The 20,099-nt window shown below is 64.4% G+C and carries 20 protein-coding genes and 1 tRNA gene; 16 read left to right on the top strand and 5 right to left on the bottom strand.

What is annotated here, in order from left to right; genetic code table 11:
• Nucleotides 1–57: 57 nt before the first annotated feature.
• Nucleotides 58–363, bottom strand: a complete 306-nt coding sequence (locus ISP20_RS07490) for a hypothetical protein (protein ID WP_204635428.1) — start codon at nt 361–363, stop codon at nt 58–60.
• A gap of 775 nt (nt 364–1,138) precedes the next feature.
• Between ISP20_RS07490 and ISP20_RS07485 the strand changes: the two genes are divergently transcribed.
• The 3 genes from ISP20_RS07485 (at nt 1,139) to ISP20_RS07475 (ending at nt 2,594) form a co-directional block, all read left to right on the top strand.
• Nucleotides 1,139–1,780, top strand: a complete 642-nt coding sequence (locus tag ISP20_RS07485) for a response regulator (protein ID WP_204635427.1) — start codon at nt 1,139–1,141, stop codon at nt 1,778–1,780.
• Between the two features lie 193 nt (nt 1,781–1,973).
• Nucleotides 1,974–2,189, top strand: a complete 216-nt coding sequence (locus tag ISP20_RS07480) for a hypothetical protein (RefSeq protein WP_204635426.1) — start codon at nt 1,974–1,976, stop codon at nt 2,187–2,189.
• A gap of 96 nt (nt 2,190–2,285) precedes the next feature.
• Nucleotides 2,286–2,594 carry a hypothetical protein gene (locus tag ISP20_RS07475; protein WP_204635425.1) on the top strand — a complete coding sequence of 103 codons (309 nt, stop codon included), beginning with the start codon at nt 2,286–2,288 and terminating at the stop codon, nt 2,592–2,594.
• Nucleotides 2,595–3,290: 696 nt separating this feature from the next.
• Here ISP20_RS07475 and ISP20_RS07470 read toward each other — a convergent pair.
• A tRNA-Arg gene (locus tag ISP20_RS07470) sits at nt 3,291–3,367 on the bottom strand.
• A gap of 114 nt (nt 3,368–3,481) precedes the next feature.
• Between ISP20_RS07470 and amaB the strand changes: the two genes are divergently transcribed.
• The 8 genes from amaB (at nt 3,482) to ISP20_RS07430 (ending at nt 10,589) form a co-directional block, all read left to right on the top strand.
• Nucleotides 3,482–5,017, top strand: a complete 1,536-nt coding sequence (gene amaB, locus ISP20_RS07465) for an L-piperidine-6-carboxylate dehydrogenase (RefSeq protein ID WP_204635424.1) — start codon at nt 3,482–3,484, stop codon at nt 5,015–5,017.
• Nucleotides 5,018–5,110: 93 nt separating this feature from the next.
• Entirely contained in the window at nt 5,111–5,464 is a 354-nt protein-coding gene (locus tag ISP20_RS07460; RefSeq protein WP_204635423.1) for a hypothetical protein, read from the top strand.
• Between the two features lie 55 nt (nt 5,465–5,519).
• A complete protein-coding gene (locus tag ISP20_RS07455; RefSeq protein ID WP_204635422.1) occupies nt 5,520–5,831 on the top strand; it encodes a DUF4190 domain-containing protein in 312 nt (103 codons plus the stop codon).
• Nucleotides 5,828–6,610: an SDR family NAD(P)-dependent oxidoreductase gene (locus ISP20_RS07450; protein ID WP_204635421.1), complete on the top strand. Its 783-nt coding sequence runs from the start codon at nt 5,828–5,830 to the stop codon at nt 6,608–6,610. The genes ISP20_RS07455 and ISP20_RS07450 overlap by 4 nt, the downstream gene beginning before the upstream one ends.
• Nucleotides 6,611–6,614: 4 nt before the next feature.
• Nucleotides 6,615–7,382: a class I SAM-dependent methyltransferase gene (locus ISP20_RS07445; RefSeq protein WP_204635420.1), complete on the top strand. Its 768-nt coding sequence runs from the start codon at nt 6,615–6,617 to the stop codon at nt 7,380–7,382.
• 2 nt (nt 7,383–7,384) lie between these two features.
• Entirely contained in the window at nt 7,385–8,422 is a 1,038-nt protein-coding gene (locus tag ISP20_RS07440; protein WP_204635419.1) for a quinone-dependent dihydroorotate dehydrogenase, read from the top strand.
• Between the two features lie 10 nt (nt 8,423–8,432).
• Nucleotides 8,433–9,452 carry a UDP-N-acetylmuramate dehydrogenase gene (gene murB / locus ISP20_RS07435; protein ID WP_204635906.1) on the top strand — a complete coding sequence of 340 codons (1,020 nt, stop codon included), beginning with the start codon at nt 8,433–8,435 and terminating at the stop codon, nt 9,450–9,452.
• Nucleotides 9,453–9,617: 165 nt separating this feature from the next.
• On the top strand, nt 9,618–10,589 hold the full coding sequence (locus ISP20_RS07430) for a glycoside hydrolase family 43 protein (RefSeq protein WP_204635418.1): 972 nt from the start codon (nt 9,618–9,620) through the stop codon (nt 10,587–10,589).
• Nucleotides 10,590–10,598: 9 nt separating this feature from the next.
• Here ISP20_RS07430 and ISP20_RS07425 read toward each other — a convergent pair whose 3' ends face one another.
• Nucleotides 10,599–11,837 carry an MFS transporter gene (locus tag ISP20_RS07425; protein ID WP_204635417.1) on the bottom strand — a complete coding sequence of 413 codons (1,239 nt, stop codon included), beginning with the start codon at nt 11,835–11,837 and terminating at the stop codon, nt 10,599–10,601.
• A gap of 124 nt (nt 11,838–11,961) precedes the next feature.
• Here ISP20_RS07425 and ISP20_RS07420 point away from each other — a divergent pair, with 124 nt between their 5' ends.
• The 3 genes from ISP20_RS07420 to ISP20_RS07410 all read left to right on the top strand — a co-directional run bounded on the left by ISP20_RS07420 (nt 11,962) and on the right by ISP20_RS07410 (nt 15,692).
• Nucleotides 11,962–12,744 (top strand): AraC family transcriptional regulator, encoded by a 783-nt coding sequence (locus ISP20_RS07420; RefSeq protein WP_204635416.1) that lies wholly within the window; start codon nt 11,962–11,964, stop codon nt 12,742–12,744.
• 297 nt (nt 12,745–13,041) lie between these two features.
• The gene (gene ppk1 / locus ISP20_RS07415) at nt 13,042–15,222 is read left to right on the top strand and encodes a polyphosphate kinase 1 (protein WP_204635415.1); all 2,181 of its coding nucleotides are present in this window, start codon (nt 13,042–13,044) and stop codon (nt 15,220–15,222) included.
• Between the two features lie 188 nt (nt 15,223–15,410).
• Nucleotides 15,411–15,692: a hypothetical protein gene (locus ISP20_RS07410; RefSeq protein ID WP_204635414.1), complete on the top strand. Its 282-nt coding sequence runs from the start codon at nt 15,411–15,413 to the stop codon at nt 15,690–15,692.
• A gap of 133 nt (nt 15,693–15,825) precedes the next feature.
• On the opposite strand, the gene ISP20_RS07405 is transcribed toward ISP20_RS07410, so the two are convergent.
• Complete coding sequence (locus ISP20_RS07405; protein WP_204635413.1) at nt 15,826–16,377, bottom strand: NADPH-dependent FMN reductase; 552 nt, start codon at nt 16,375–16,377, stop codon at nt 15,826–15,828.
• A 312-nt stretch (nt 16,378–16,689) separates the two neighbouring features.
• Here ISP20_RS07405 and ISP20_RS07400 point away from each other — a divergent pair, with 312 nt between their 5' ends.
• Entirely contained in the window at nt 16,690–18,429 is a 1,740-nt protein-coding gene (locus tag ISP20_RS07400) for a sensor domain-containing diguanylate cyclase (RefSeq protein WP_239535423.1), read from the top strand.
• A 249-nt stretch (nt 18,430–18,678) separates the two neighbouring features.
• Nucleotides 18,679–19,113 (top strand): VOC family protein, encoded by a 435-nt coding sequence (locus ISP20_RS07395; protein WP_204635412.1) that lies wholly within the window; start codon nt 18,679–18,681, stop codon nt 19,111–19,113.
• Between the two features lies 1 nt (nt 19,114).
• Here ISP20_RS07395 and ISP20_RS07390 read toward each other — a convergent pair whose 3' ends face one another.
• The gene (locus tag ISP20_RS07390; protein ID WP_204635411.1) at nt 19,115–19,999 is read right to left on the bottom strand and encodes an AraC family transcriptional regulator; all 885 of its coding nucleotides are present in this window, start codon (nt 19,997–19,999) and stop codon (nt 19,115–19,117) included.
• Between the last annotated feature and the right edge of the window lie 100 nt (nt 20,000–20,099).

The following is a 20,099-nucleotide window of genomic DNA, read 5'->3' as shown; positions in this document are numbered from 1 at the left end:
GCTAGGGACGCGGTGGCGGTCACCGCTTGCGAAAGCCGGGCCGCGCGCCAGGTCCGCTCAGCCAGCGCGCTTGAGCGGTATGCGCCATGCCATCGGCACGGCAGCCCAGATCATGGGCTCCAGGCCATCGTCGCCCTGCAAGTCGCGAGCGAAGATCACGCCGGCATCTTCGCCCGCCTGTATTGCCAGGGAGGACGAGGCGAACAGCGCCGGTACTTCGGCATCGGTCAGGGGTTCCCAATCGGCGCGGTTCATCAACGGGGAACGGAACAGCGTCCATGTTCCCGTCCAGCAGGTCTTGCCGTCGCGCACGACTTCGAACGCGTCGCCCTGCACCAGGTAAATGCCAACGAGTACCGCCATGAAGAACTCCCTTTCGCTCTGCGCCATGTGGGGGGAAACCGTCGGTGGGGAAGCCGACCGGCTACATGGAACGCTGAACCCTCTGCAGGAAATAGCTTACGAATAGCTGACATGCAGTGAGCGTGGCAAAGGTCATGTAGCCAAGCGTATGAATTTACGTCGTTTTTGCGCTGCGTCAGCGACCCTCCCGGCAATTCGGCTGGCGGCTTATCGCAGCGATTAGGACAGCTAGGGCGAATTCGTGAAAGCAGACCGCCATTCGTGTGCCCTCACGATGCTGCAAGACAGCACGGAAAGCCGCCGTCATGCCGATGCGGCGCGCCGCTGACAGGCGGAGCCATCCCCGTCACGCCCTGTCCGGCACGGTTCCTCTGGCAGCGACCGTAGTCAGCTGGCGATCGAACGCGACATCGGCGCGCCGCGAATACTGCAAGCCACTGTCCATCCAAAGAAATGAGAGCCCGCAAAGATGTAATCCCGCGTGCCCTGGCCTGAACCGACACGCGCGCGGACTCAGTAAATTTTCGCAATGAAAGGACCGCGAGCCGACTTAGAATGGCTGCGCTGTTGCAGCTCACCCAAGCACAGGCGCGCACGCGGCAAGCAGAAATTACCTTCGCGCACGGAGTGGCATCGACCGGATAGCAGTCGCAGCAGGTTTCATGAGCGCTCTCTGAAGACTACAAGCACCACGTAGGGCCAAACCTACAAGGCATGCTTGGTCGAGCAGCTAACCTTGGTCGGTTACACAGACACGATATTGGGGACGGGCACAGTGACCCTTCGTATCATCCTCGCTGACGACCACCCTATTTTCCGCAGCGGCGTGCGCGCCCTGCTGGAAAACAACACCCAGGCCAAGGTCGTTGCCGAAGTGGGCTCGCCCGCCGAGTTGCTCGACGCCGTCGACAAGCATCCGTGCGAGCTGTTGATTACCGACTTCAGCATGCCGGGAGGCCAGATGGCCGACGGTCTGCAGATGCTTGGCATGGTCCGCCGCCGCCGGCCGGAGCTTCCTGTGGTGGTGCTCACCATGGTCAACAACGGTGGCGTGCTCAAGGCCATCCTGCAAACCGGAGCGCGTGGCTTGATGAGCAAGACGGATGCGCTGTCCGAACTGACGCTCGCCGTGCAGGCGGTGTCGCATGGGCGCGTGTTCCTTAGCTCCGGCATCACGCACCTGATGGATGAGAGCGGCACCGGTGGCCACGCCGAGGATCAACCCGCCCTCTCCAAGCGCGAGACGGAAGTGCTGCGGCTGTTCGCCTCGGGCTTCACCGTCACCGAGATCGCGGGCCAGCTCAATCGCAGCGTCAAGACCATCAGCCGCCAGAAAATGGATGCGATGAACAAGCTGGGCCTGAAGAACGATCTGGACGTATACGCTTACGCCCGCGAGCACGGCATCCTCGCCTGATATGCGCGCCTGGCGGTAAGCGCAGCCGCAACGGCGCCGGCACCAGGCGCCTTGCTGATGGCACGTTCCTTGATTGTCTTAGCCCCTGAAGCCTGACGCCCCGAAGAAGAAGAATCACTCGATGAGGCCCTGCTGGCGGCATTCCCGATCACCCAGCGTATGACCATTTGGCGAGCGTCAGGGGCGCTCATGCATGAACATGAATTTCTGCGTCGTGGACGAGACAGAGCACGAACTTCAAGTACTTTGTGAAGTTGACCAGTTGCCAGGACGGGTTGCCTGGCGCGCCCATATCTATGGCACTGTATCGTCCCAGGAGGAACTCAGCGGCGAAGCGGTGGACCACGATGCGGTGGCCGGACACGTCCAGGCCGAGGTGCTCGATCGGGGCATTTTCGCCAAAAGCTGACCTACAGCGTCATGGCGCTGACGAGGAGCGACATCAGGTAGTTCCATCCGCATAAGGAGCATGCGTACCGACTTGGGCTGCTGCATGAGTGTGGTAATGGCTTTTTCGACAGAACGCATAGTGCTGGCCTGGGTGGAGGACCTGGAGCAAGGGCTCGAAGAGCTCTCGCGAAGCCACCGGCAACCTCACCAGGACGAACTGCTGAAGGATCTGCTGCAATCGGCGCACGGTCTGCTGGCATTGTCCCAGGCCGAACTGCGCAAGCTTTCCGGTGCCGACGTTGCGTTGCTCGGCAACGAGACCGGCACCATCCAGTCGATGGAAGACATCCGCCAGCTGTGCACGCGCCTCCGCCAAGTTTTCAGAGCGGGCCACGGCGGTGACGTGGGCGAATCGAGCGATTGAAGTGTCTTGAGCGCTCTACCTGTGGGAGCGCACTTGTGCGCGACAGCCAAACGGAGCGATCACACCGCAGCGCTGCGGTCGCCCATAAATGGCCTCCCACAACAGCACACCCTTGCTCTACCTGTGGGAGCGCACTTGTGCGCGACGGCCGAACGGAGCGATCGCACCGCAGCGCTGCGGTCGCCCATAAATGGCCTCCCACAACAGCACACCCCTGCTCTGCCTGTGGGAGCGCACTTGTGCGCGACGGCCGAACGGAGCGATCGCACCCTGCGTCGCGGTCGCCCATAAATGGCCTCCCACAACAGCACACCCCTGCTCTACCTGTGGGAGCGCACTTGTGCGCGACGGCCGAACGGAGCGATCGCACCCCTGCGTCGCGGTCGCCCATAAATGGCCTCCCACAACAGCACACCCCATGCTCTACCTGTGGGAGCGCACCCTGTGCGCGACGGCCGAACGGAGCGATCACACCCCAGCGCCGCCGTCGCCCATAAATGGCCTCCCACAACAGCACGCCCTTGCTCTACCTGTGGGAGCGCACTTGTGCGCGACGGCCGAACGGAGCGATCGCACCCCAGCGCCGCGGTCGCCCATAAGATGGCCTCCCACAAAAAAAACACAGCGGGCCCTGCCGTCTCATCCCCAACCAACGCAAAAGCCGGCATCGCTGCCGGCTTTTGTGCATCTGCGCAATGGTGCCCCCGATACGATTCGAACGTACGACCTTCCCCTTAGGAGGGGGACGCTCTATCCAACTGAGCTACGGGGGCAGCGGGCCGGATTTTGGCATGGAACGGGGGGCGGCGCGAACCCGTTAACGGCCCCCTGCTAGAATAGGCGTTTTCTTCCCGGCGCCTTTCCCGCGCCACGGTCTGGAGTCAAGCATGTCCCACGAAATCCTCACCGCCCTCGGTCTCGGCCAGTCGCACTCGGGCACCTACCTGGGCCAGGGCGAGTGGTCGAAGACGACCGACGCCGGCACGCTGAATCCGGTCAATCCCGCCACGGGCGAGGTGATTGGCGCGGTTCACGCATCCAGCGCGGCGGATTACGACCTCATCGTCAAGCGCGCGCAGGAAGTCTTCAAGGTGTGGCGTACCACGCCAGCGCCGCGTCGCGGTGAAGCCGTTCGCCTGTGCGGCGAAGCGCTGCGCAAGCACAAGGATGCGCTCGGTTCGCTGGTCGCGTTCGAAATGGGCAAGATCAAGCCCGAGGGCGATGGCGAAGTGCAGGAGATGATCGACATCGCCGACTTCGCGGTGGGCCAGAGCCGCATGCTCTACGGCTACACCATGCACTCGGAGCGTCCGGGCCATCGCATGTACGAGCAGTACCAGCCGCTGGGCCTGGTCGGCATCATCAGCGCATTCAACTTCCCGGTCGCGGTGTGGGCGTGGAACGCATTCCTCGCGGCCATCTGCGGCGACATCTGCATCTGGAAGCCCTCGCCGAAGACCCCGCTCTCGGCCATCGCGACCGTGAAGATCTGCAACGAGGCGTTGAAGGAAGCCGGCTTCCCGGACATCTTCTTCCTGTTCAACGATGCGGGCACCGAGCTTTCGCAGGCCTTCGTCGACGATCACCGCATCCCGCTGATCAGCTTCACCGGTTCCACCAAGGTGGGTCGCCAGGTGGGCGAGCGCGTGGCCAAGCGCATGGGTCGTTCGCTGCTCGAACTGGGCGGCAACAACGCCATCATCGTGGACGAGACGGCCGATCTTAAGCTGGCGATTCCGGCCATCGTGTTCGGCGCCGTCGGCACGGCCGGCCAGCGCTGCACCACCACGCGCCGCCTGTTCGTGCACGAGTCGATCATCGGCGACGTCACCGACAAGCTGGTCGCGGCCTACAAGCAGGTGGAAGGCAAGATCGGCGATCCCACGCTCGCTACCACGCTGATGGGTCCGCTCAACAGCCCGGAGGCCGTCAAGGCCTATCTCGCCGCGGTCGAAAAGGCCAAGGCCACGGGCGGCAAGGTGCTCGCCGGTGGCGCTGCGCTCACCGACCGCAAGGGCAACTTCGTGCTGCCGACCATCGTCAGCGGCGTGAAGAACAGCGACGACGTGGTGCAGACGGAAACCTTCGCGCCGATCCTCTACGTGATGCCGTTCAAGACGCTGGATGAAGCCATCGAGCTGCAGAACGCCGTGCCGCAGGGCCTGTCCTCGGCCATCTTCACGCAGAACCTGAAGTCGGCTGAGCAGTACCTGTCGGCGGCCGGTTCCGACTGCGGCATCGCCAACGTCAACATCGGTACGTCCGGTGCGGAAATCGGCGGCGCGTTCGGTGGCGAGAAGGAAACGGGCGGCGGTCGCGAGTCCGGTTCGGATGCATGGAAGGTCTACATGCGCCGCCAGACCAACACCATCAACTACTCCAACTCGCTGCCGCTGGCGCAGGGCATCAAGTTCGATCTGTAAGGATGTGGCAACCGTGCATCCCGGTGAACGCCGGGATGCACGACGAAGGAAGTACCTGCAGGCGCACGGTCATCGACAACAGGAGTTGCAACGATGGAAGACGCACGACCCGCACAGGTTGTACCGACGTTTAGTTCGCTGGCGATTTTCAGCTTGATGTTCGCGGTTTTTGCCTGGACGGTGCTGCCCGTGATGGGTTTGGCCTCGGCCAGTTTCAACATCTACAACATGATTGCCATGCCGCTCAGCGGCTCCGTGATCGGCTCGATCTGCGCATGGATTGCCGAGCGGAGAATTCGCCGCTCGGATGGCATGTTGCGTGGCGAAGGCCTCACCAAGGCCGCAAGAATCATGGCCTATGGGCAATATGCGCTGTTGGCGCTTTGGCTGGTCATCGTCGCGCTGGAAATGCCGTTCATGGGGCCGAACAAGATCTATATCCACTGACCCTGATCGGCCATTGCTCGCAGGCAACCTCTACCACTCGCAGGAAGTGCACGACATGAGCTACCAGCCCGCCGCCAGTCGCACGACCAATACTCTCGCCGTGATCAGCCTAGTCTTCGGCATCGCCTCGTGGACCGTCTTGCCGCTCGTGGGCGCCGTCCTCGCTATCGTCTGCGGACACCTGGCGCGCAAGGAAATCCGTAGTGCGCCGTTGAATTCGGTGGAAGGCGATTCAATGGCTGTAATCGGGATGGTACTGGGGTATCTACAGTTTGCTTTCCTTGTACTGGCCGTGCTGGCTGCCTTCGTACTGACGGCCCTCGGCGTCGGGCTCTTCCTGCATTTCTTGCCGTGGCACGCGTCATGACGAACGCGACAGACGCCCTCAAGCCTCCCTTCGATTTTCGCGATTACCGCGTCGTCGTGGCGGGGGGCAGCAAGGGCATCGGTCGCAGCATCGCGCTGGCGTTTGCCGAAGCGGGCGCGGCCGTATCGCTATGTGCCCGTGGCCAAGCGGCGCTCGATGAAGTTCGCCACGAGATCGCCGCTCATGGCGTGACCGCGCACACCCAGAGCTGCGACCTCGCCGACGCGGCTTCCATCGACAGTTACATCCACGATGCCGCCGATGCGCTCGGTGGCATCGACGTGCTGGTGAACAACGCCAGCGGCTACGGTTTCAGCGATGACGACGACGGCTGGCTGGCCGGCTTCAACGTCGACCTGATGGCGGCCGTGCGCGCCTCGCGTCATGCCCTGCCCCATCTCAGGAAGTCGTCGCACGGGTCGATCCTGCACACCTCGTCGATCGCCGCGTTTCATCCGGGCGTGCGGGGGCCGGCTTATGCGGCGGTGAAGGCGGCGCTGAACCAATACACGACCTCGCAGGCACTGCAGCTCGCCGAGCATCGCATCCGCGTCAACGCCATTGCGCCCGGCTCGATCGAATTTCCCCATGGATTGTGGGATCGCCGCAAGAGCGAAGCGCCCGAGCTTTATCAACGCACGCTGGCGAAGATTCCCTTTGGCCGTTTCGGCAAGCCCGAAGAAATCGCCCACACCGCGCTCTTCCTCGCCTCGCCGTTCGCCAGTTGGATCACCGGCCAGACGCTGTGCGTCGATGGCGGCCAATTGCTCACGGGGTAATGTCATGACCGACTTGAAGTCCACCGAACGTTTCAGCGACCGCGTGGCCGACTACGTCCGTTTTCGACCCGACTATCCGCAGGCCATGCTGCAGTGGCTGCAAAGCGAGTTCGGCGTCACGCCGCACTGGCTGGTGGCCGATATCGGCGCCGGCACCGGCATTTCCAGCAAGCTGTTCCTGGATGGTGGCTACCACGTGATCGCGGTGGAACCCAATGCACCGATGCGCGCGGCGGCTGAGAGCTGGCTGGGCGACGATGAGCGTTTCAAGGCCGTCGATGGACGAGCCACCGCCACGGGACTCGACGATGCCAGCGTCGATCTGATCGTGGTCGCCCAGGCCTTTCACTGGTTCGACCAGGAGGCGACGCGTGCGGAATTCCAGCGCATCCTGCGCCCCGGCGGACTGGCGGCGATCATCTGGAATTCGCGCCGGCTGGTCGGCACGCCGTTCCTGGAAGGCTACGAAGCGCTGCTGAAGCAGTACGGCACCGATTACACCAGCGTCGCCGAACGCTATGGCGACGAGCCCACCCTGCGCGCCTGGTTCGGCGAGGGCTATCTCGGCATGGGTCGCTTCGACCACGGCCAACGCCTCGATTACGAAAGCCTCAGCGGACGACTGCTTTCATCGTCGTATGCTCCGCGCGAAGGCCACCCCAACCATGCACCGATGATGCAGGCCCTGCGCGAGCTGTTCGATCGCTGCGCGGTCGGTGGACGCATCGGCTTCGACTACGACACTGTTATCTACGTGGGCCAATTGTCCTGACTATGTACGACCTCATTCGCCCTCTGTTGTTCGCGCTCGATGCGGAAACGGCGCACCGCGCGACGCTTTACGGCCTCGACGTGGCCCACCGCAGCAACTTCCTGCATCTCGTGGCCAAGCCGCCGGAAGAGCTGCCCACCAGCGCGTTCGGCATCCGCTTTCCCAATCCGGTGGGTCTCGCGGCCGGCCTGGACAAGAACGCCGATCATCTGGATGCGCTCGGCGCGCTGGGCTTCGGTTTCGTGGAAGTGGGCACCACCACGCCGCGCCCGCAGCCCGGCAACGACAAGCCGCGCATGTTTCGCCTGCCCAAGCACGAGGCGGTGATCAACCGCCTGGGCTTCAACAACGATGGCGTCGACGCGCTGGTGCGCAACGTGCGCCAGTCCAGCTATCGCGGCGTGCTCGGCATCAATATCGGCAAGAACAAGGACACGCCCAACGAGAAGGCGGTGGACGACTACCTGTTCTGCCTGGAACGCGTCTACGCGCTGGCCAGCTACATCACGGTCAATATCTCCTCGCCCAACACGCAAGGCCTGCGCGACCTGCAGGAAGAAGCCACGCTGCGCCGCTTCATCGAAACCCTGCGCGAGGCACAGGAACGGTTGGGCTCGCAGAGCGGCGCGCGCAAGCCGATGCTGCTGAAGATCGCGCCGGACCTGAGCGAGACCGAACTCGATGCCATCGCCGACGTGCTGCTGGCCGCCAAAGTGGACGGCGTGATCTGCACCAACACCACCATCGACCACTCGGCCGTGGCGAGCGATCCGCACGGCAACGAAACCGGCGGCCTTTCCGGCAAACCGTTGTTCGCCCGCTCGACGGCGGTGCTGCGCGGCATGCACCAACGCGTGGGCAAGCAGCTCGGCATCATCGGCGTGGGCGGCATTCTCGACGGCAGCGATGCGGCGGAGAAGATCGAGGCCGGCGCGTCGCTGGTGCAGCTCTACTCCGGCATGGTCTACCGCGGGCCCGCGCTGATCGCCGAATGCGTCAACGAAATCCGCCGCCGGCAGGAAACCGTCCATGCCGGCTGAACGTATCGACATGGGCGGCTATACGCTGATTGAAAACGCATCGCTGGCCACGCGCAACACGCTGCGCGTGAATGCGCGTGCGCGGCTGCTGGCGGAAATCCACGACGCCTCCAAGCTGGCCGAGTTGCTCGACTTCCCCGCCGTGCGCCAGGGCAAGCTGCTGGTGCTGGGCGAAGGCAGCAACCTGCTGTTCACCGGCGACGTCGACGGCACCGTGCTAGCGATGGCCACGCGCGGCGTGCAGGTGGAACACGATGGCGACGTCGCCCACATCGCGGTGGCTGCCGGCGAGCGCTGGGACGACTTCGTGCGCTGGACGCTGGGCCAGGGTTTCGCCGGCCTGGAAAACCTCATCCTGATTCCCGGCACCGTGGGCGCCGCGCCGATCCAGAACATCGGGGCGTACGGCACCGAGGTCGCGGAGTTCATCGATAGCGTGGAGGCCTGGGATACCAAAGAGCACCGCGTGGCCGTGCTCGATCGCGCCGCCTGCGCGTTCGCCTATCGCGACTCGGTGTTCAAGCACGAACCGGGGCGTTACATCGTCACCGCCGTGCGCTTCGCGTTGCCCCGTTCGCGCGAGCTGCGCATCGACTACGCCGGCATCCGCGAAGAACTGGCACGCATGGGCGTCGAGAAGCCGGCGCCGTTCCATGTCGCCGAGGCGGTGGTGCACCTGCGCACGAAGAAGCTTCCGGACCCTGCGGTGATCGGCAATGCGGGGAGCTTCTTCAAGAATCCCATCGTCGATGCGTCGGTCGGCGAATCGCTCAAGCGCGAACACCCGGAGCTGGTGTCGTGGGTGGGCAATGACGGCCGCTGGAAACTTTCCGCAGCGTGGCTGATCGAGACGAGCGGGTTCAAGGGCGAGCGCGAAGGCGACGCCGGCATCTCCAATCGCCATGCGCTGGTGTTGGTGAACCATGGGCGGGCTACGGGTGGCGAGCTGTGGGCCTTCGCGCAGAAGGTGATCGAGGGCGTGCGCGCAAGATTCGGCGTGACGCTGGAGCCGGAGCCGGTGGTCGTCTGACCACCGATGGCTTGGCTGCTGTCCCTGTGGGAGCGCACTTGTGCGCGACAGCAGCGTAACCGGCTTCCGCTCCGTTGGCTTGTCGCGCACAAGTGCGCTCCCACAAAAAAAATGCTGTTCCGATGCGGTAGCCTCATAGGGTCTGCCCTGCACCGGAATGTCCGCATGCGTATCCGCAACGTACTAGTCCAGACCATCCTCGCCACGGCGCTTGCCCTGGCCGCCACCGCCCACGCGGAAAACCCCGTCTTCCCCGGCTGGTACGCGGACCCCGAAGCGGCGATCTTTCAGAACCAGTACTGGATCTACCCCACCACGTCGGCGCGTTACGGCGAGCAGACGTATTTCGATGCGTTCTCCTCCACCGACCTGGTGCATTGGACGAAGCACGAAAGCGTGCTGCGCATGGCCGACGTGCCGTGGGCGAAGAAGGCGATGTGGGCGCCGGCCATGGCCGAGAAGGACGGCAAGTACTACTTCTTCTTCGCGGCCAACGACATCCAGAACGACAAAGCGCTGGGCGGCATCGGCGTGGCGGTGGCCGATCGTCCGGAGGGCCCCTTCAAGGACTTGCTCGGCCGGCCGCTGATCGACGCGTTCCACAACGGCGCGCAGCCGATCGATCCGTTCGTGTTCCACGACGACGACGGCAGCTGGTATCTGATCTACGGCGGCTGGAAGCACGCCAACGTGGTGAAGCTCAAGCCCGATTTCAGCGGAGTGGTTGCCACGCCGGACGGCAAGACCTATCACGAGATCACGCCGTCGCCGCAGTACGTGGAAGGCCCGCTGATGTTCAAGCGCAACGGCAAGTACTACTTCATGTGGTCGGAAGGCGGCTGGACCGGCCCCGATTACTCGGTGGCCTACGCCATCGGCGATTCGCCGATGGGGCCGTTCAAGCGCATCGGCAAGATCCTCCAGCAGGATCCGAAGATCGGCACCGGTGCGGGGCACCACTCCGTCTTTCATGTCGCGCGCGATGACAGCTGGTTCATCGTCTACCACCGCCATCCGCTGGGCGATACCGACGGGAACCATCGCGAAGTGTGCATCGACCGCATGACGTTCGATGCCCAAGGCCACATCGTGCCGGTGCAGATCACCCGCGAGGGCGTGCCAGCGCACGCCCTCTGAGGATCACGCTCAGGCGGTCTTGCGCTCCAGGTTGGGCAGGAACGCGGTGATGATGCCGATCAGCGGCAGGTAGGCGCACAGGCCGTACACGTATTCGATGCCGCGCACGTCGGCGATGTGCCCCAGCACGGCGGCGCCGATGCCGCCCATGCCGAACGCGAAGCCGAAGAACAGCCCGGACACCATGCCCACGCGGCCTGGGATCAGCTCCTGCGCGTAAACGAGGATGGCCGAAAACGCCGAGGCCAGGATCAGGCCGATGATCACGGTGAGCACGCCGGTCCAGAACAGGCTGGCGTGCGGCAGGATCAGCGTGAACGGCGCGACGCCGAGAATCGACGCCCAGATCACCCACTTGCGGCCGATGCGGTCGCCCACCGGTCCGCCGATCAGCGAACCAGCCGCCACCGCGAACAGGAAGACGAACAGATGCGTCTGCGCGTTCTGCACGGACACGCCGAACTTGTGGATCAGGTAGAACGTGTAATAGCTGCTGAGGCTCGCCAGATAGAAATACTTGGAGAAGATCAGCAGGCCCAGGATCAGCAGCGACCACGACACCTGCGCCTTGCTGAGCACCATGTGCGACGCGCGCCGGGCCTTGGCCTTGCCGCGCTCGGCGTGGTGATCGCGATACCAGCGACTCACCTGCAGCAACACCACGATGGCCAGCAGCGCCGCCAGCGAGAACCACGCCACGCTGCCGCGCCCGTGCGGCACGATGATCCATGCGGCCAGCAACGGACCCAGCGACGCGCCCGCATTGCCGCCCACCTGGAACAGCGACTGCGCCAACCCGTGGCGCCCGCCAGAGGCCATGCGCGCCACGCGCGAGGATTCGGGATGGAACACCGACGAACCGGTGCCTACCAGCGCAGCGGCCACCAGCAGGATGCCGAAGTTGGGCGCGGTGGCCAGCAGCAACAGGCCGCACAGGGTGAAACCCATGCCCACCGGCAGCGAATACGGCATCGGCTTCTTGTCGGTGACCAGGCCCACGGCCGGCTGCAGCAGTGAGGCGGTGATCTGATAGGTCAGCGTGATCAGGCCGATCTGCGCAAAGCTGAGGTTGAAGCCGCTCTTGAGGATCGGATAGATCGCCAGGATCAACGACTGGATCATGTCGTTGAGCAGGTGCGAGAAACTGATCGCACCCAGGATACGGAAATCGGTGCTGTGTTCGGCGTTGCTATCGGCGCGGGTGGGTGACGGCGCGATCAACGGCATGTCTTCGACGCGGGTTTGCATGGGGACTCGTGGGGAGAGTGTGGCAAGACGACGCGGTTGCGCCGCCGGGAAGCACACCTTAAAGTGCCCCGTACCGGCCCGCAAACAGCATTGGGTCAATTTCTGTCGAAAATGGGCCAAAGCCATGCGCAATGCCCGTGCCGAAACCTACGACCGCACGCCCCGCGACGTCATCGCCACCGGCAACGACTACGCGCCGCACCAGGTGCTCCCCGCGCATTCCCATCGGCGCGGGCAGCTGCTGTATGCGTCCACCGGCGTGATCACCACCATCACCAGCGAAGGCAGCTGGGTGGTGCCGCCCCGGCGCGCGCTGTGGATTCCCCCGGGCGTGTTGCACGAGGTGCACATGGGCGGCCCCGTCTCCACGCGCAGTGCCTACGTCACGCCGGAAGCCGTGCAGCAGGCCGGCCTCTCGTCGCGCTGCCAGGTGCTCAGCGTCTCTCCCCTGCTCCACGAATTGCTGATGGAAGCGGTGGACCTGCCGGCCGAATACGATCTCGATGGCCGCGATGGACGCGTGATGGCGCTGCTGCTGGAGGAAATCCGACGCATGCCGGTGTTGCCGCTCAGCACACCCTTGCCGCGCGAGAAGCGTCTCGCCGCACTCTGCCGCAGCTTGCTGGAACAACCGTCGCAGGAAGTGAAGATCGACGACATGGCGCGCCGTGCCGGCATGAGCCGTCGCCACTTCACGCGTACCTTCCGCGAGGAAACCGGCATGAGCTTCACCGCCTGGCGGCAGCAGGCCTGCCTGCTCTCGGCGCTGACGCGGTTGAGCAATGGCGAGGCTATCACGCAGGTGGCGGTGGATCTGGGTTATGGCAATCCCAGTGCGTTTACGGCGGCGTTCCGGCGTGTGTTGGGGATGGCGCCGAGTCGTTATCTGGCGACGCCGGTTGGGTAACAGCCCCCCCTACTGTGGGAGCGCACTGGTGCGCGACAAGCCGACGGAGCGGCACCGACATTGCGCCGCAGTCGCGCACAAGTGCGCTCCCACAGAGGCATCCGCAAGATCACGGCCCCATAACATTCGTGTCTGCACTGTCACAGAGCCGTCAGATGCGATGGGCAATATGTCGGTCATATGACAGCGCATGTCTGCGCTTTCCTGCCATGGCCCGGTCGCAATCGGCGGCTTACCATGCTTTCCATTCGCGGATAGCGCGGCTTCCCTCGCGCCCGCCCATCGAACGGTGAAACGATGAGTAACGATGTGGTCAGATCCAGCGCAGAGCGCGACGCCCCCATCACCGACAAGGCGCCTGCCGCGCCGGTCGAGGCGCCCGCCGCCAGCGCAGCGCCCGACTTGAATGATCCATCGCTGTATATCAATCGCGAGCTGTCGCAATTGCAGTTCAACATCCGCGTTCTCGAGCAGGCGCTGGACGAAAGCAAGCCGATCCTCGAACGGCTGAAGTTCCTGCTGATCTTCTCCAGCAACATGGACGAGTTCTTCGAGATTCGCGTGGCGGGCCTGAAGAGCCAGATCGCCTTCGATCACGAGATCGTCGGTTCCGATGGGGTGTCGCCACGCAAGGCGCTGGCCGAGATCAGCGAGATCACGCACCAGCAGATCGAGCGGCAGTACACCATCCTCAACGACAAGATCCTGCCGGTGCTGGCCCAGAACGGCATCCGCATCGTGCGTCGCAACGAGTGGTCGCACAAACAGAAACTATGGGTGCGCCGCTACTTCCGCCATGAAGTGGCGCCGCTGGTGACGCCGATCGGGCTCGATCCCACCCATCCGTTTCCGCTGCTGGTCAACAAGAGCCTCAACTTCATCGTGCAGTTGGAAGGCACCGATGCGTTCGGCCGCGATTCGGGCCTGGCCATCGTGCCGGCGCCGCGCGTGCTGCCGCGTTTGATCCGCCTGCCCGACGAGGTGTGCGAAGGCGGCGACAATTTCGTGCTGCTCTCCTCGATCATCCACGCGCATGCCGAGGAACTGTTCCCGGGCATGTCGGTGCGTGGCTGCTACCAGTTCCGCCTGACCCGCAACGCCGACCTCACCATCGACCCGGAAGACGTCGAGGATCTCGCACGCGCCTTGCGCGGCGAATTGTATTCGCGCCGATTCGGCGATGCGGTGCGCCTGGAAGTGGCGGATAACTGCCCTGCCGAGCTGACCGATTACCTGCTGAAGCAATTCGGCCTCACCGCTGCCGAAATGTACGAAGTGAACGGGCCGGTGAATCTCGCGCGCCTGTTCGGCCTGGCCAGCAAGATCCAGCGGCCGGAGCTGCAATACCCGCCGTTCACCCCGTCGATCCCCAAGGCGCTGAAGAAGGCCGAGGATCTGTTCCAGGTGATCGGTCGCCAGGATGTGCTGCTGCTGCATCCGTACGAGTCGTTTGCGCCGGTGGTGGATCTGCTGCACCAGGCGGCGAAGGATCCGAGCGTGTTGGCGATCAAGCAGACCCTGTATCGCAGCGGCGCGAATTCCGAAATCGTCGATGCCTTGGTCGACGCGGCGCGCTCGGGCAAGGAAGTGACCGTGGTGATCGAGTTGCGCGCGCGCTTCGACGAGGAATCCAATCTCACGCTCGCCTCCCGCCTGCAGCAAGCGGGCGCGATGGTGATCTACGGCGTGGTGGGCGTGAAAACGCATGCCAAGCTGATGCTCATCCAGCGCCGCGAAGGCGAGGAACTGGTGCGTTACGCCCATCTGGGCACCGGCAACTACCACACCGGCAACGCGCGCCTTTACACCGACTACAGCCTGCTCACCTCCGACCAGGCGCTGTGCGAGGACGTGCACAAGCTCTTCAGCCAGCTCACCGGCATGGGCAAGCTGCTGCAGATGAAGAAGCTGCTGCATGCGCCGTTCACGCTGAAGAAGACGCTGCTGGAAATGATCGCGCGCGAAACCGCGCATGCCGCGGCCGGCAAGCCTGCGCAGATCATCATCAAGGTCAACGCGGTCACCGATCCGAAGATGATCAAGGCGCTCTACAAGGCCAGCATCGCGGGCGTGAAGATCGACCTGATCGTGCGCGGCATGTGCTGCCTGCGACCGGGCGTGCCGGGCGTGTCGAGCAATATCCGCGTGCGTTCCATCGTGGGGCGTTTCCTAGAACACAGCCGCGTGTACTGGTTCCTCAACAGCGGCGACGAACAGTTCTACCTGGCCAGCGCGGACCTGATGGAGCGCAACCTGGATCGTCGCGTGGAAACGGGCTTTCCGGTGCAGGGCAAGAAGCTGCAAAGCCGCCTGAAGAAGGAGCTGGAGCTTTATCTTTCGGACAACGCCAGCACCTGGCTGTTGCATGCCGACGGACGTTATTCGCGTAGCCGGTCGGGTCCGAACCAGACCCCACGCAACGTGCAGACGCAGTTGCTGGAAAAGATATGCGGCTCCGGGGCCAGTGCGGACGTTTGATAGTCAACCTGTTCCACGTCGTGCGCGCATGTAGGCCTAATCGTCACGCGTCCAGGAAAAGGCCCGCAAGGATGACGGCAGTTCCCGACCTCATTGCCTAAGCTTCGCCTACTTCGCGATAGTCCGCAGATTCGTATGGTAGCTCCGATATTCGTCGGCCATTCCGGCCCGCTTCTTTGGAGTTTTCCATGCGCAAGTTCATCGCAGCCATCGTCCTGACCGGCCTGGTCGGGCACGCGTTCGCCCAGACCCAGCCGGCAGTCGAGCAGAGCCATAACAACAAGGCGTATGTCGCGCCGGACGCCGCACATGCGACCGAGGCCTCGGTGGGCAACCTTACCCCGCTGTACGTGGGTGCAGGCGTGGTCGGTGCGGCGGTGATTGCCAGCGCGATCAATGGTGGCGGCGACGGCCGTCATGACCCCACCGGCGGCGGTGGCGGCACCAGCGGCACCACCGGGACGAAATAATCACCCGGGCACAAGGTCCCTCGGTCGGAATGGGATGCCCCTGACCGACCCTACCCTGAGGTGCACCTGAGCCGTATGCGCCGCCCCTGTCCCGGCAGGGGCGGCGCATGACGTTTTGGCTGAGCCGCTGAAATCAGCCGTGCCGCCTGACCCAGGCGACATAGCGGTCGACGAAATCCTGCAGGAATTTCCGCGTGCCCTCGCTGCCGATGGCGCCATCGGGGCCGAACAGGCCTTCCTTGTGCTGGATGAATACTTCCGGCTGGGCCAGCGTGGAAACATCGAGATAGGCCAGCACGTTGCGCAGGTGCTGCTGAGCCATGGCGGTGCCTTGCGCCCCTACCGAAACGCCCAGCACGGCGGCCGGCTTGCCGGCGAACGAATTGGTACCCCAGGGACGCGAGGCGATATCGATGGCGTTCTTGAGCACGCCCGGGATCGAGCGGTTGTATTCGGCGGTCACGAACAGCAGCGCATCGGCGGCGCCGATCTCGTCCTTCAGGCGCCGGCATTCCGGCGGGTAGTCGCCGTCGAAATCCTGGTTGTACAGCGGCAGGTTGTCGATGCGGATGTGCTCGAAGCCGAAGTCCTCCGGCGCCAGCTTTTCCACCGCGCGCGCCAGCTGGCGATTGAACGAATCCTTGCGCAGGCTGCCCACCAGCAGCGCCACTCGGGTCTTGCTCATGCCCTTTCTCCTGAAGCGAGAAGAAGGCCCGCAGGATGGCATCGCGACCGGTGAACCCCTCGTGACAGGGCTATCACACGGCCGCTCTGGCCTTGTGGCATGCTAGGCGCCTAGCCTTCCATACGGCTTGTCAATATCCTGCGTCACAAATCCAGCAAGGCTCGCCGCCTAGATCAGCCTCGCTGGACCCAAGGACGACGTCCGGCCCGCGCCACCGGTAACGCGGGTTTTCGCTCACAGGGACCACCGGATCGGCCATGAAGCTGCGTGCGCCTCCAGGACTGGAGCCGTACGAAGAAGGGGGACCGGTATATGGTTTGGCCTATCGCGACCATCGCGAGGTGTGGCTACGGGCGGATGCTGGGCATCCTCGCCCTGGCTTTGCTTGCCTTCGCGGCGCACGCCGGCACGGCGCTGACCGGTGCCGCCCGCAAAGTCATGCCCGGCGACACCCCGCAGTCGGTGCTGGACGCCTACCGGCGTGGCGAGTTCGCCAGCTTCGATCCCCATCTGCTGCAGCGCTTCTCCCGTCCGGGACTCGGCACCTGGGTGGTGCTGCAGCCACAGCCGCCGCTGGTGAATGAGGAGCGGGTGCTCTCGATCTATCCGCCGCCGCTGGTCCCGGTCACGCTGTTCGATGCGGGTGGCAGCTCGCTCACCCTGTCGCTCGACGATTCGCTTGCCAGCACCCACGGCAACGGCCGGCTCGCCTATCGGATTTCGGCCGATACGCCCGCGTCCGCGCCGATCCTGTTGAAGATCGAGCCGGGAACGGTCAACCACGCGGTGGCCAGTTTCCACCTGCAGCCGTGGAACGAATATCTGCAGACCGACTCGCAGTGGCTCGCTTTCGCCAGCGCGTGTTTCGCGGTGATGGTCGCCATGGCGCTGATGGCGCTGTGCCTGGCGATGATGCTGCGCGACAGCACCTTCGCCTGGTACGCCGGCTATGTGCTCTGCTACGCCCTGATCCAGGGCGTCCAGACCGGCTATCTGTTTCATCCGCTGGAACTGACCTGGCTGGCCGGCAACGCCGGCATGATCGGCTCGTCGGCCGTGGCGTTGTCGCTCGCCTTCGCCGCCATGTTCGTCTCGCGCTTCTGCGAATTGCCGCGTTATGTGCCCGTGCTGCAGACGCCGATCATGGCGCTGGCCGTGGGCATGCCGCTGGTGGTGCTGCTCGACAACAGCCAGGTCGCGGTTTTGCAGCAGACGGTGCAGGCGCTGCTGACGCCGCTGCTGGTCATCGGCACGCTGTTGCTGCTTGGCGCCGCCATCGTCGCCGCAGTGCAAGGCTCGCGACCCGCCGGGTTCTTCCTGGTCGGCTGGACGCCCCTGCTCGCCCTCACCGCGCTGTACAGCTCGCAGATGACCGGGGTCCTGCCGGATGTCACCTGGCTGGGCGATGCCTGCCTGGCCGCCGGTGCATTCGAAGCGATCGTGCTGTCGCTGGGCCTGGCCGATCGTGCCCTGATGATGCGGCGCGACCGCCACATGGTGCAGGAGCTGGCCGATACCGATGCCCTCACCAACGTGCTCAACCGTCGCGCCTGGACCGAAAGCATGCGCAAGCTGCTGGGCAACGCGGGTTCGCAGCCGATCGCGCTGCTGTTTCTCGACCTCGATCACTTCAAGATGCTCAACGACCGGCAAGGCCACGCCGCCGGCGATCGCGCCCTGGTCGCGGTGGCCGAAGCCCTGCGCAACGAGCTGCGCCCGCACGATCTGCTGGGCCGTTACGGCGGCGAGGAATTCGTGGCCATGCTGTTCGGCGTGCAGCAGAACCAGGCCATGCAGGTGGCCACGCGGCTGTGCCGCCGCGTGCACCGGCTGGATATCCCGGTGAACCAGACCGGCCTGGTGCTCAGCGTGAGCATCGGCATCGCCATGCGGGAACCCGAGGACACGGTCGACTCCCTGGTCGAGCGCTCGGACCTGGCCATGTACCGGGCCAAGCTGGCCGGCCGCAACCGTGCCCGGCTCGATGAGAAGCTGGAAACGCCGCCACGCCGCAGCTGGCCCAGGGCGGTGGAGAACGATCGCAAGGGATGATGGCCGGACGCTCGGTCTTCCTCACCGTCATTCCGGCGCAGGCCGGAATCCAGTGGCGATGCGGACGGCTATCGCGAAAAGATCGATGAAGGCTCTCGCGAAAACCTGTCGCTGCCGCCACTGGATTCCGGCCTGCGCCGGAATGACGGTGAGGGGTTGTGCGGGGGTTTGGAGGTCCACTCAGAAAATCCACAAGACAACGCCGCTGGAACGGCTAGCCTTGACCCGTCCCTGTCACGGAGCACGTCCATGAGCACACCCCAGGTTTCCGGCAGCACCATCATTCCCTGCCTGCGCTATCGCGACGCGCACGCGGCCATCGAATGGCTGTGCAAGGCCTTCGGTTTCCACAAGCAAGCCGTGTACGACGACGACAACGGCGGCGTGGCGCACGCCCAGCTCACCTATGGCAGCGGCATGCTGATGCTGGGCTCGGTCAACGACAACGACTTCGGCCGGCGCATGGTGCAGCCCGACCAGGTCGATGGCCGCGAGACGCAGTGCGCCTGCGTGATCGTGAAAGACTGCAAGGCGCACTACGAGCAGGCGAAGGCGGCCGGTGCCACCATCATCGACGACTACGCCGAGAAGGAATACGGCGGCGCGGGTTACAGCTGCCGTGACCCCGAAGGTCACCTGTGGTGGTTCGGCAGCTACGACCCGTGGGCGGAACCGGCGAAGTGATTCAGCAGCGCGCGACGGGCAAATAGACGTCCGCACGCAAGGCCGCTTCCGGCACTTCCTCGGGATCGTCGAGGAAATGCCGGAACAGATGTTCATCGCGCAGCACGTAGCCGCTGTCCGGCAGCCATTGGGCGATCAGGCGATCGCTCAGTGCGCCCAGCGCATCGTAGGAGCCCACGTGGCGCCAGCGCGCCCACAGGCCACCGCCCAGTTGCAGCGGCTGGGCCTGGGCGTCGCCCTGTACCTCGTCCCCTTCGAAGGCAAGTGCACAATCGAAGGCCCCGCGGCCGGACAACGCCTCCGGACCGCCATCATGGGCAATCCCGTAGATGCCGGCCAGGCGTTCCAGCAACGCACGCTCGGCGGCCCAGGCAAATAGACGTCCATAGGCCTGATCCAGCTCCCGGTACTCGCCCTCGTAGCGGGTAGCCACGACGCGAAAGGGTTCGACCGAGACGACTTCGACTTCGAAGGCCTGCTCGGCGGCATCTTGCTTGGCGGGACGGCGAAGACGCTGCATCGCTTCGTGCAGCCGCCCCTGCTGCCCGCGCAATTCGCTCGGCGTCGCATCGAAGGTTTGCCGGAAAGCACGTGCAAACGCCTGCGGCGTTTCATAGCCCACGGCCAGCGCCGTCTCGGTGACGCGCTCGGCGGGTTCGGCCAGCAATTGCAAGGCGCGCAGCCAGCGCAGACGCGCCACCGTCTGGCCGATCGTCTCGCCGGAAAGCGCACGGTAGATACGATGAAAATGGAACGGCGAAAGATGTGCCGCAGCCGCCAACTGCGCCAGTTCCGGCAGCTCGTCTCCCTCGGCCACCGCCGATTGAAGCAGGGCGACCACGCGGTCGATGCGTTGCAGATAGTCCTGACGCGTATGGGTTTTCATGGTGGGGGCTTCCTTGGTAAGTGGCCCCAGTGTGGTGGGCGCCATCGGCGGCAGCGTTCCCATTCTTGCGCCATTGGGCATCGTATAGGCAGGAAGTCAT

Source organism: Dyella kyungheensis, assembly GCF_016905005.1.
In the GTDB taxonomy this organism is placed as follows: domain Bacteria; phylum Pseudomonadota; class Gammaproteobacteria; order Xanthomonadales; family Rhodanobacteraceae; genus Dyella; species Dyella kyungheensis.
This window is presented reverse-complemented; position numbering and strand designations above follow the sequence as displayed.

Bases quoted from the DNA above. Each gene is read 5' to 3' on its own strand.
- ISP20_RS07490 (WP_204635428.1), bottom strand. From the start codon at position 363: ATGGCGGTACTCGTTGGCATTTACCTGGTGCAGGGCGACGCGTTCGAA.
- ISP20_RS07480 (WP_204635426.1), top strand. From the start codon at position 1,974: ATGAACATGAATTTCTGCGTCGTGGACGAGACAGAGCACGAACTTCAA.
- ISP20_RS07475 (WP_204635425.1), top strand. From the start codon at position 2,286: ATGGCTTTTTCGACAGAACGCATAGTGCTGGCCTGGGTGGAGGACCTG.
- amaB (WP_204635424.1), top strand. From the start codon at position 3,482: ATGTCCCACGAAATCCTCACCGCCCTCGGTCTCGGCCAGTCGCACTCG.
- ISP20_RS07460 (WP_204635423.1), top strand. From the start codon at position 5,111: ATGGAAGACGCACGACCCGCACAGGTTGTACCGACGTTTAGTTCGCTG.
- ISP20_RS07455 (WP_204635422.1), top strand. From the start codon at position 5,520: ATGAGCTACCAGCCCGCCGCCAGTCGCACGACCAATACTCTCGCCGTG.
- ISP20_RS07450 (WP_204635421.1), top strand. From the start codon at position 5,828: ATGACGAACGCGACAGACGCCCTCAAGCCTCCCTTCGATTTTCGCGAT.
- ISP20_RS07445 (WP_204635420.1), top strand. From the start codon at position 6,615: ATGACCGACTTGAAGTCCACCGAACGTTTCAGCGACCGCGTGGCCGAC.
- ISP20_RS07440 (WP_204635419.1), top strand. From the start codon at position 7,385: ATGTACGACCTCATTCGCCCTCTGTTGTTCGCGCTCGATGCGGAAACG.
- murB (WP_204635906.1), top strand. From the start codon at position 8,433: ATGGGCGGCTATACGCTGATTGAAAACGCATCGCTGGCCACGCGCAAC.
- ISP20_RS07430 (WP_204635418.1), top strand. From the start codon at position 9,618: ATGCGTATCCGCAACGTACTAGTCCAGACCATCCTCGCCACGGCGCTT.
- ISP20_RS07425 (WP_204635417.1), bottom strand. From the start codon at position 11,837: ATGCAAACCCGCGTCGAAGACATGCCGTTGATCGCGCCGTCACCCACC.
- ISP20_RS07420 (WP_204635416.1), top strand. From the start codon at position 11,962: ATGCGCAATGCCCGTGCCGAAACCTACGACCGCACGCCCCGCGACGTC.
- ppk1 (WP_204635415.1), top strand. From the start codon at position 13,042: ATGAGTAACGATGTGGTCAGATCCAGCGCAGAGCGCGACGCCCCCATC.
- ISP20_RS07410 (WP_204635414.1), top strand. From the start codon at position 15,411: ATGCGCAAGTTCATCGCAGCCATCGTCCTGACCGGCCTGGTCGGGCAC.
- ISP20_RS07405 (WP_204635413.1), bottom strand. From the start codon at position 16,377: ATGAGCAAGACCCGAGTGGCGCTGCTGGTGGGCAGCCTGCGCAAGGAT.
- ISP20_RS07400 (WP_239535423.1), top strand. From the start codon at position 16,690: ATGGTTTGGCCTATCGCGACCATCGCGAGGTGTGGCTACGGGCGGATG.
- ISP20_RS07395 (WP_204635412.1), top strand. From the start codon at position 18,679: ATGAGCACACCCCAGGTTTCCGGCAGCACCATCATTCCCTGCCTGCGC.
- ISP20_RS07390 (WP_204635411.1), bottom strand. From the start codon at position 19,999: ATGAAAACCCATACGCGTCAGGACTATCTGCAACGCATCGACCGCGTG.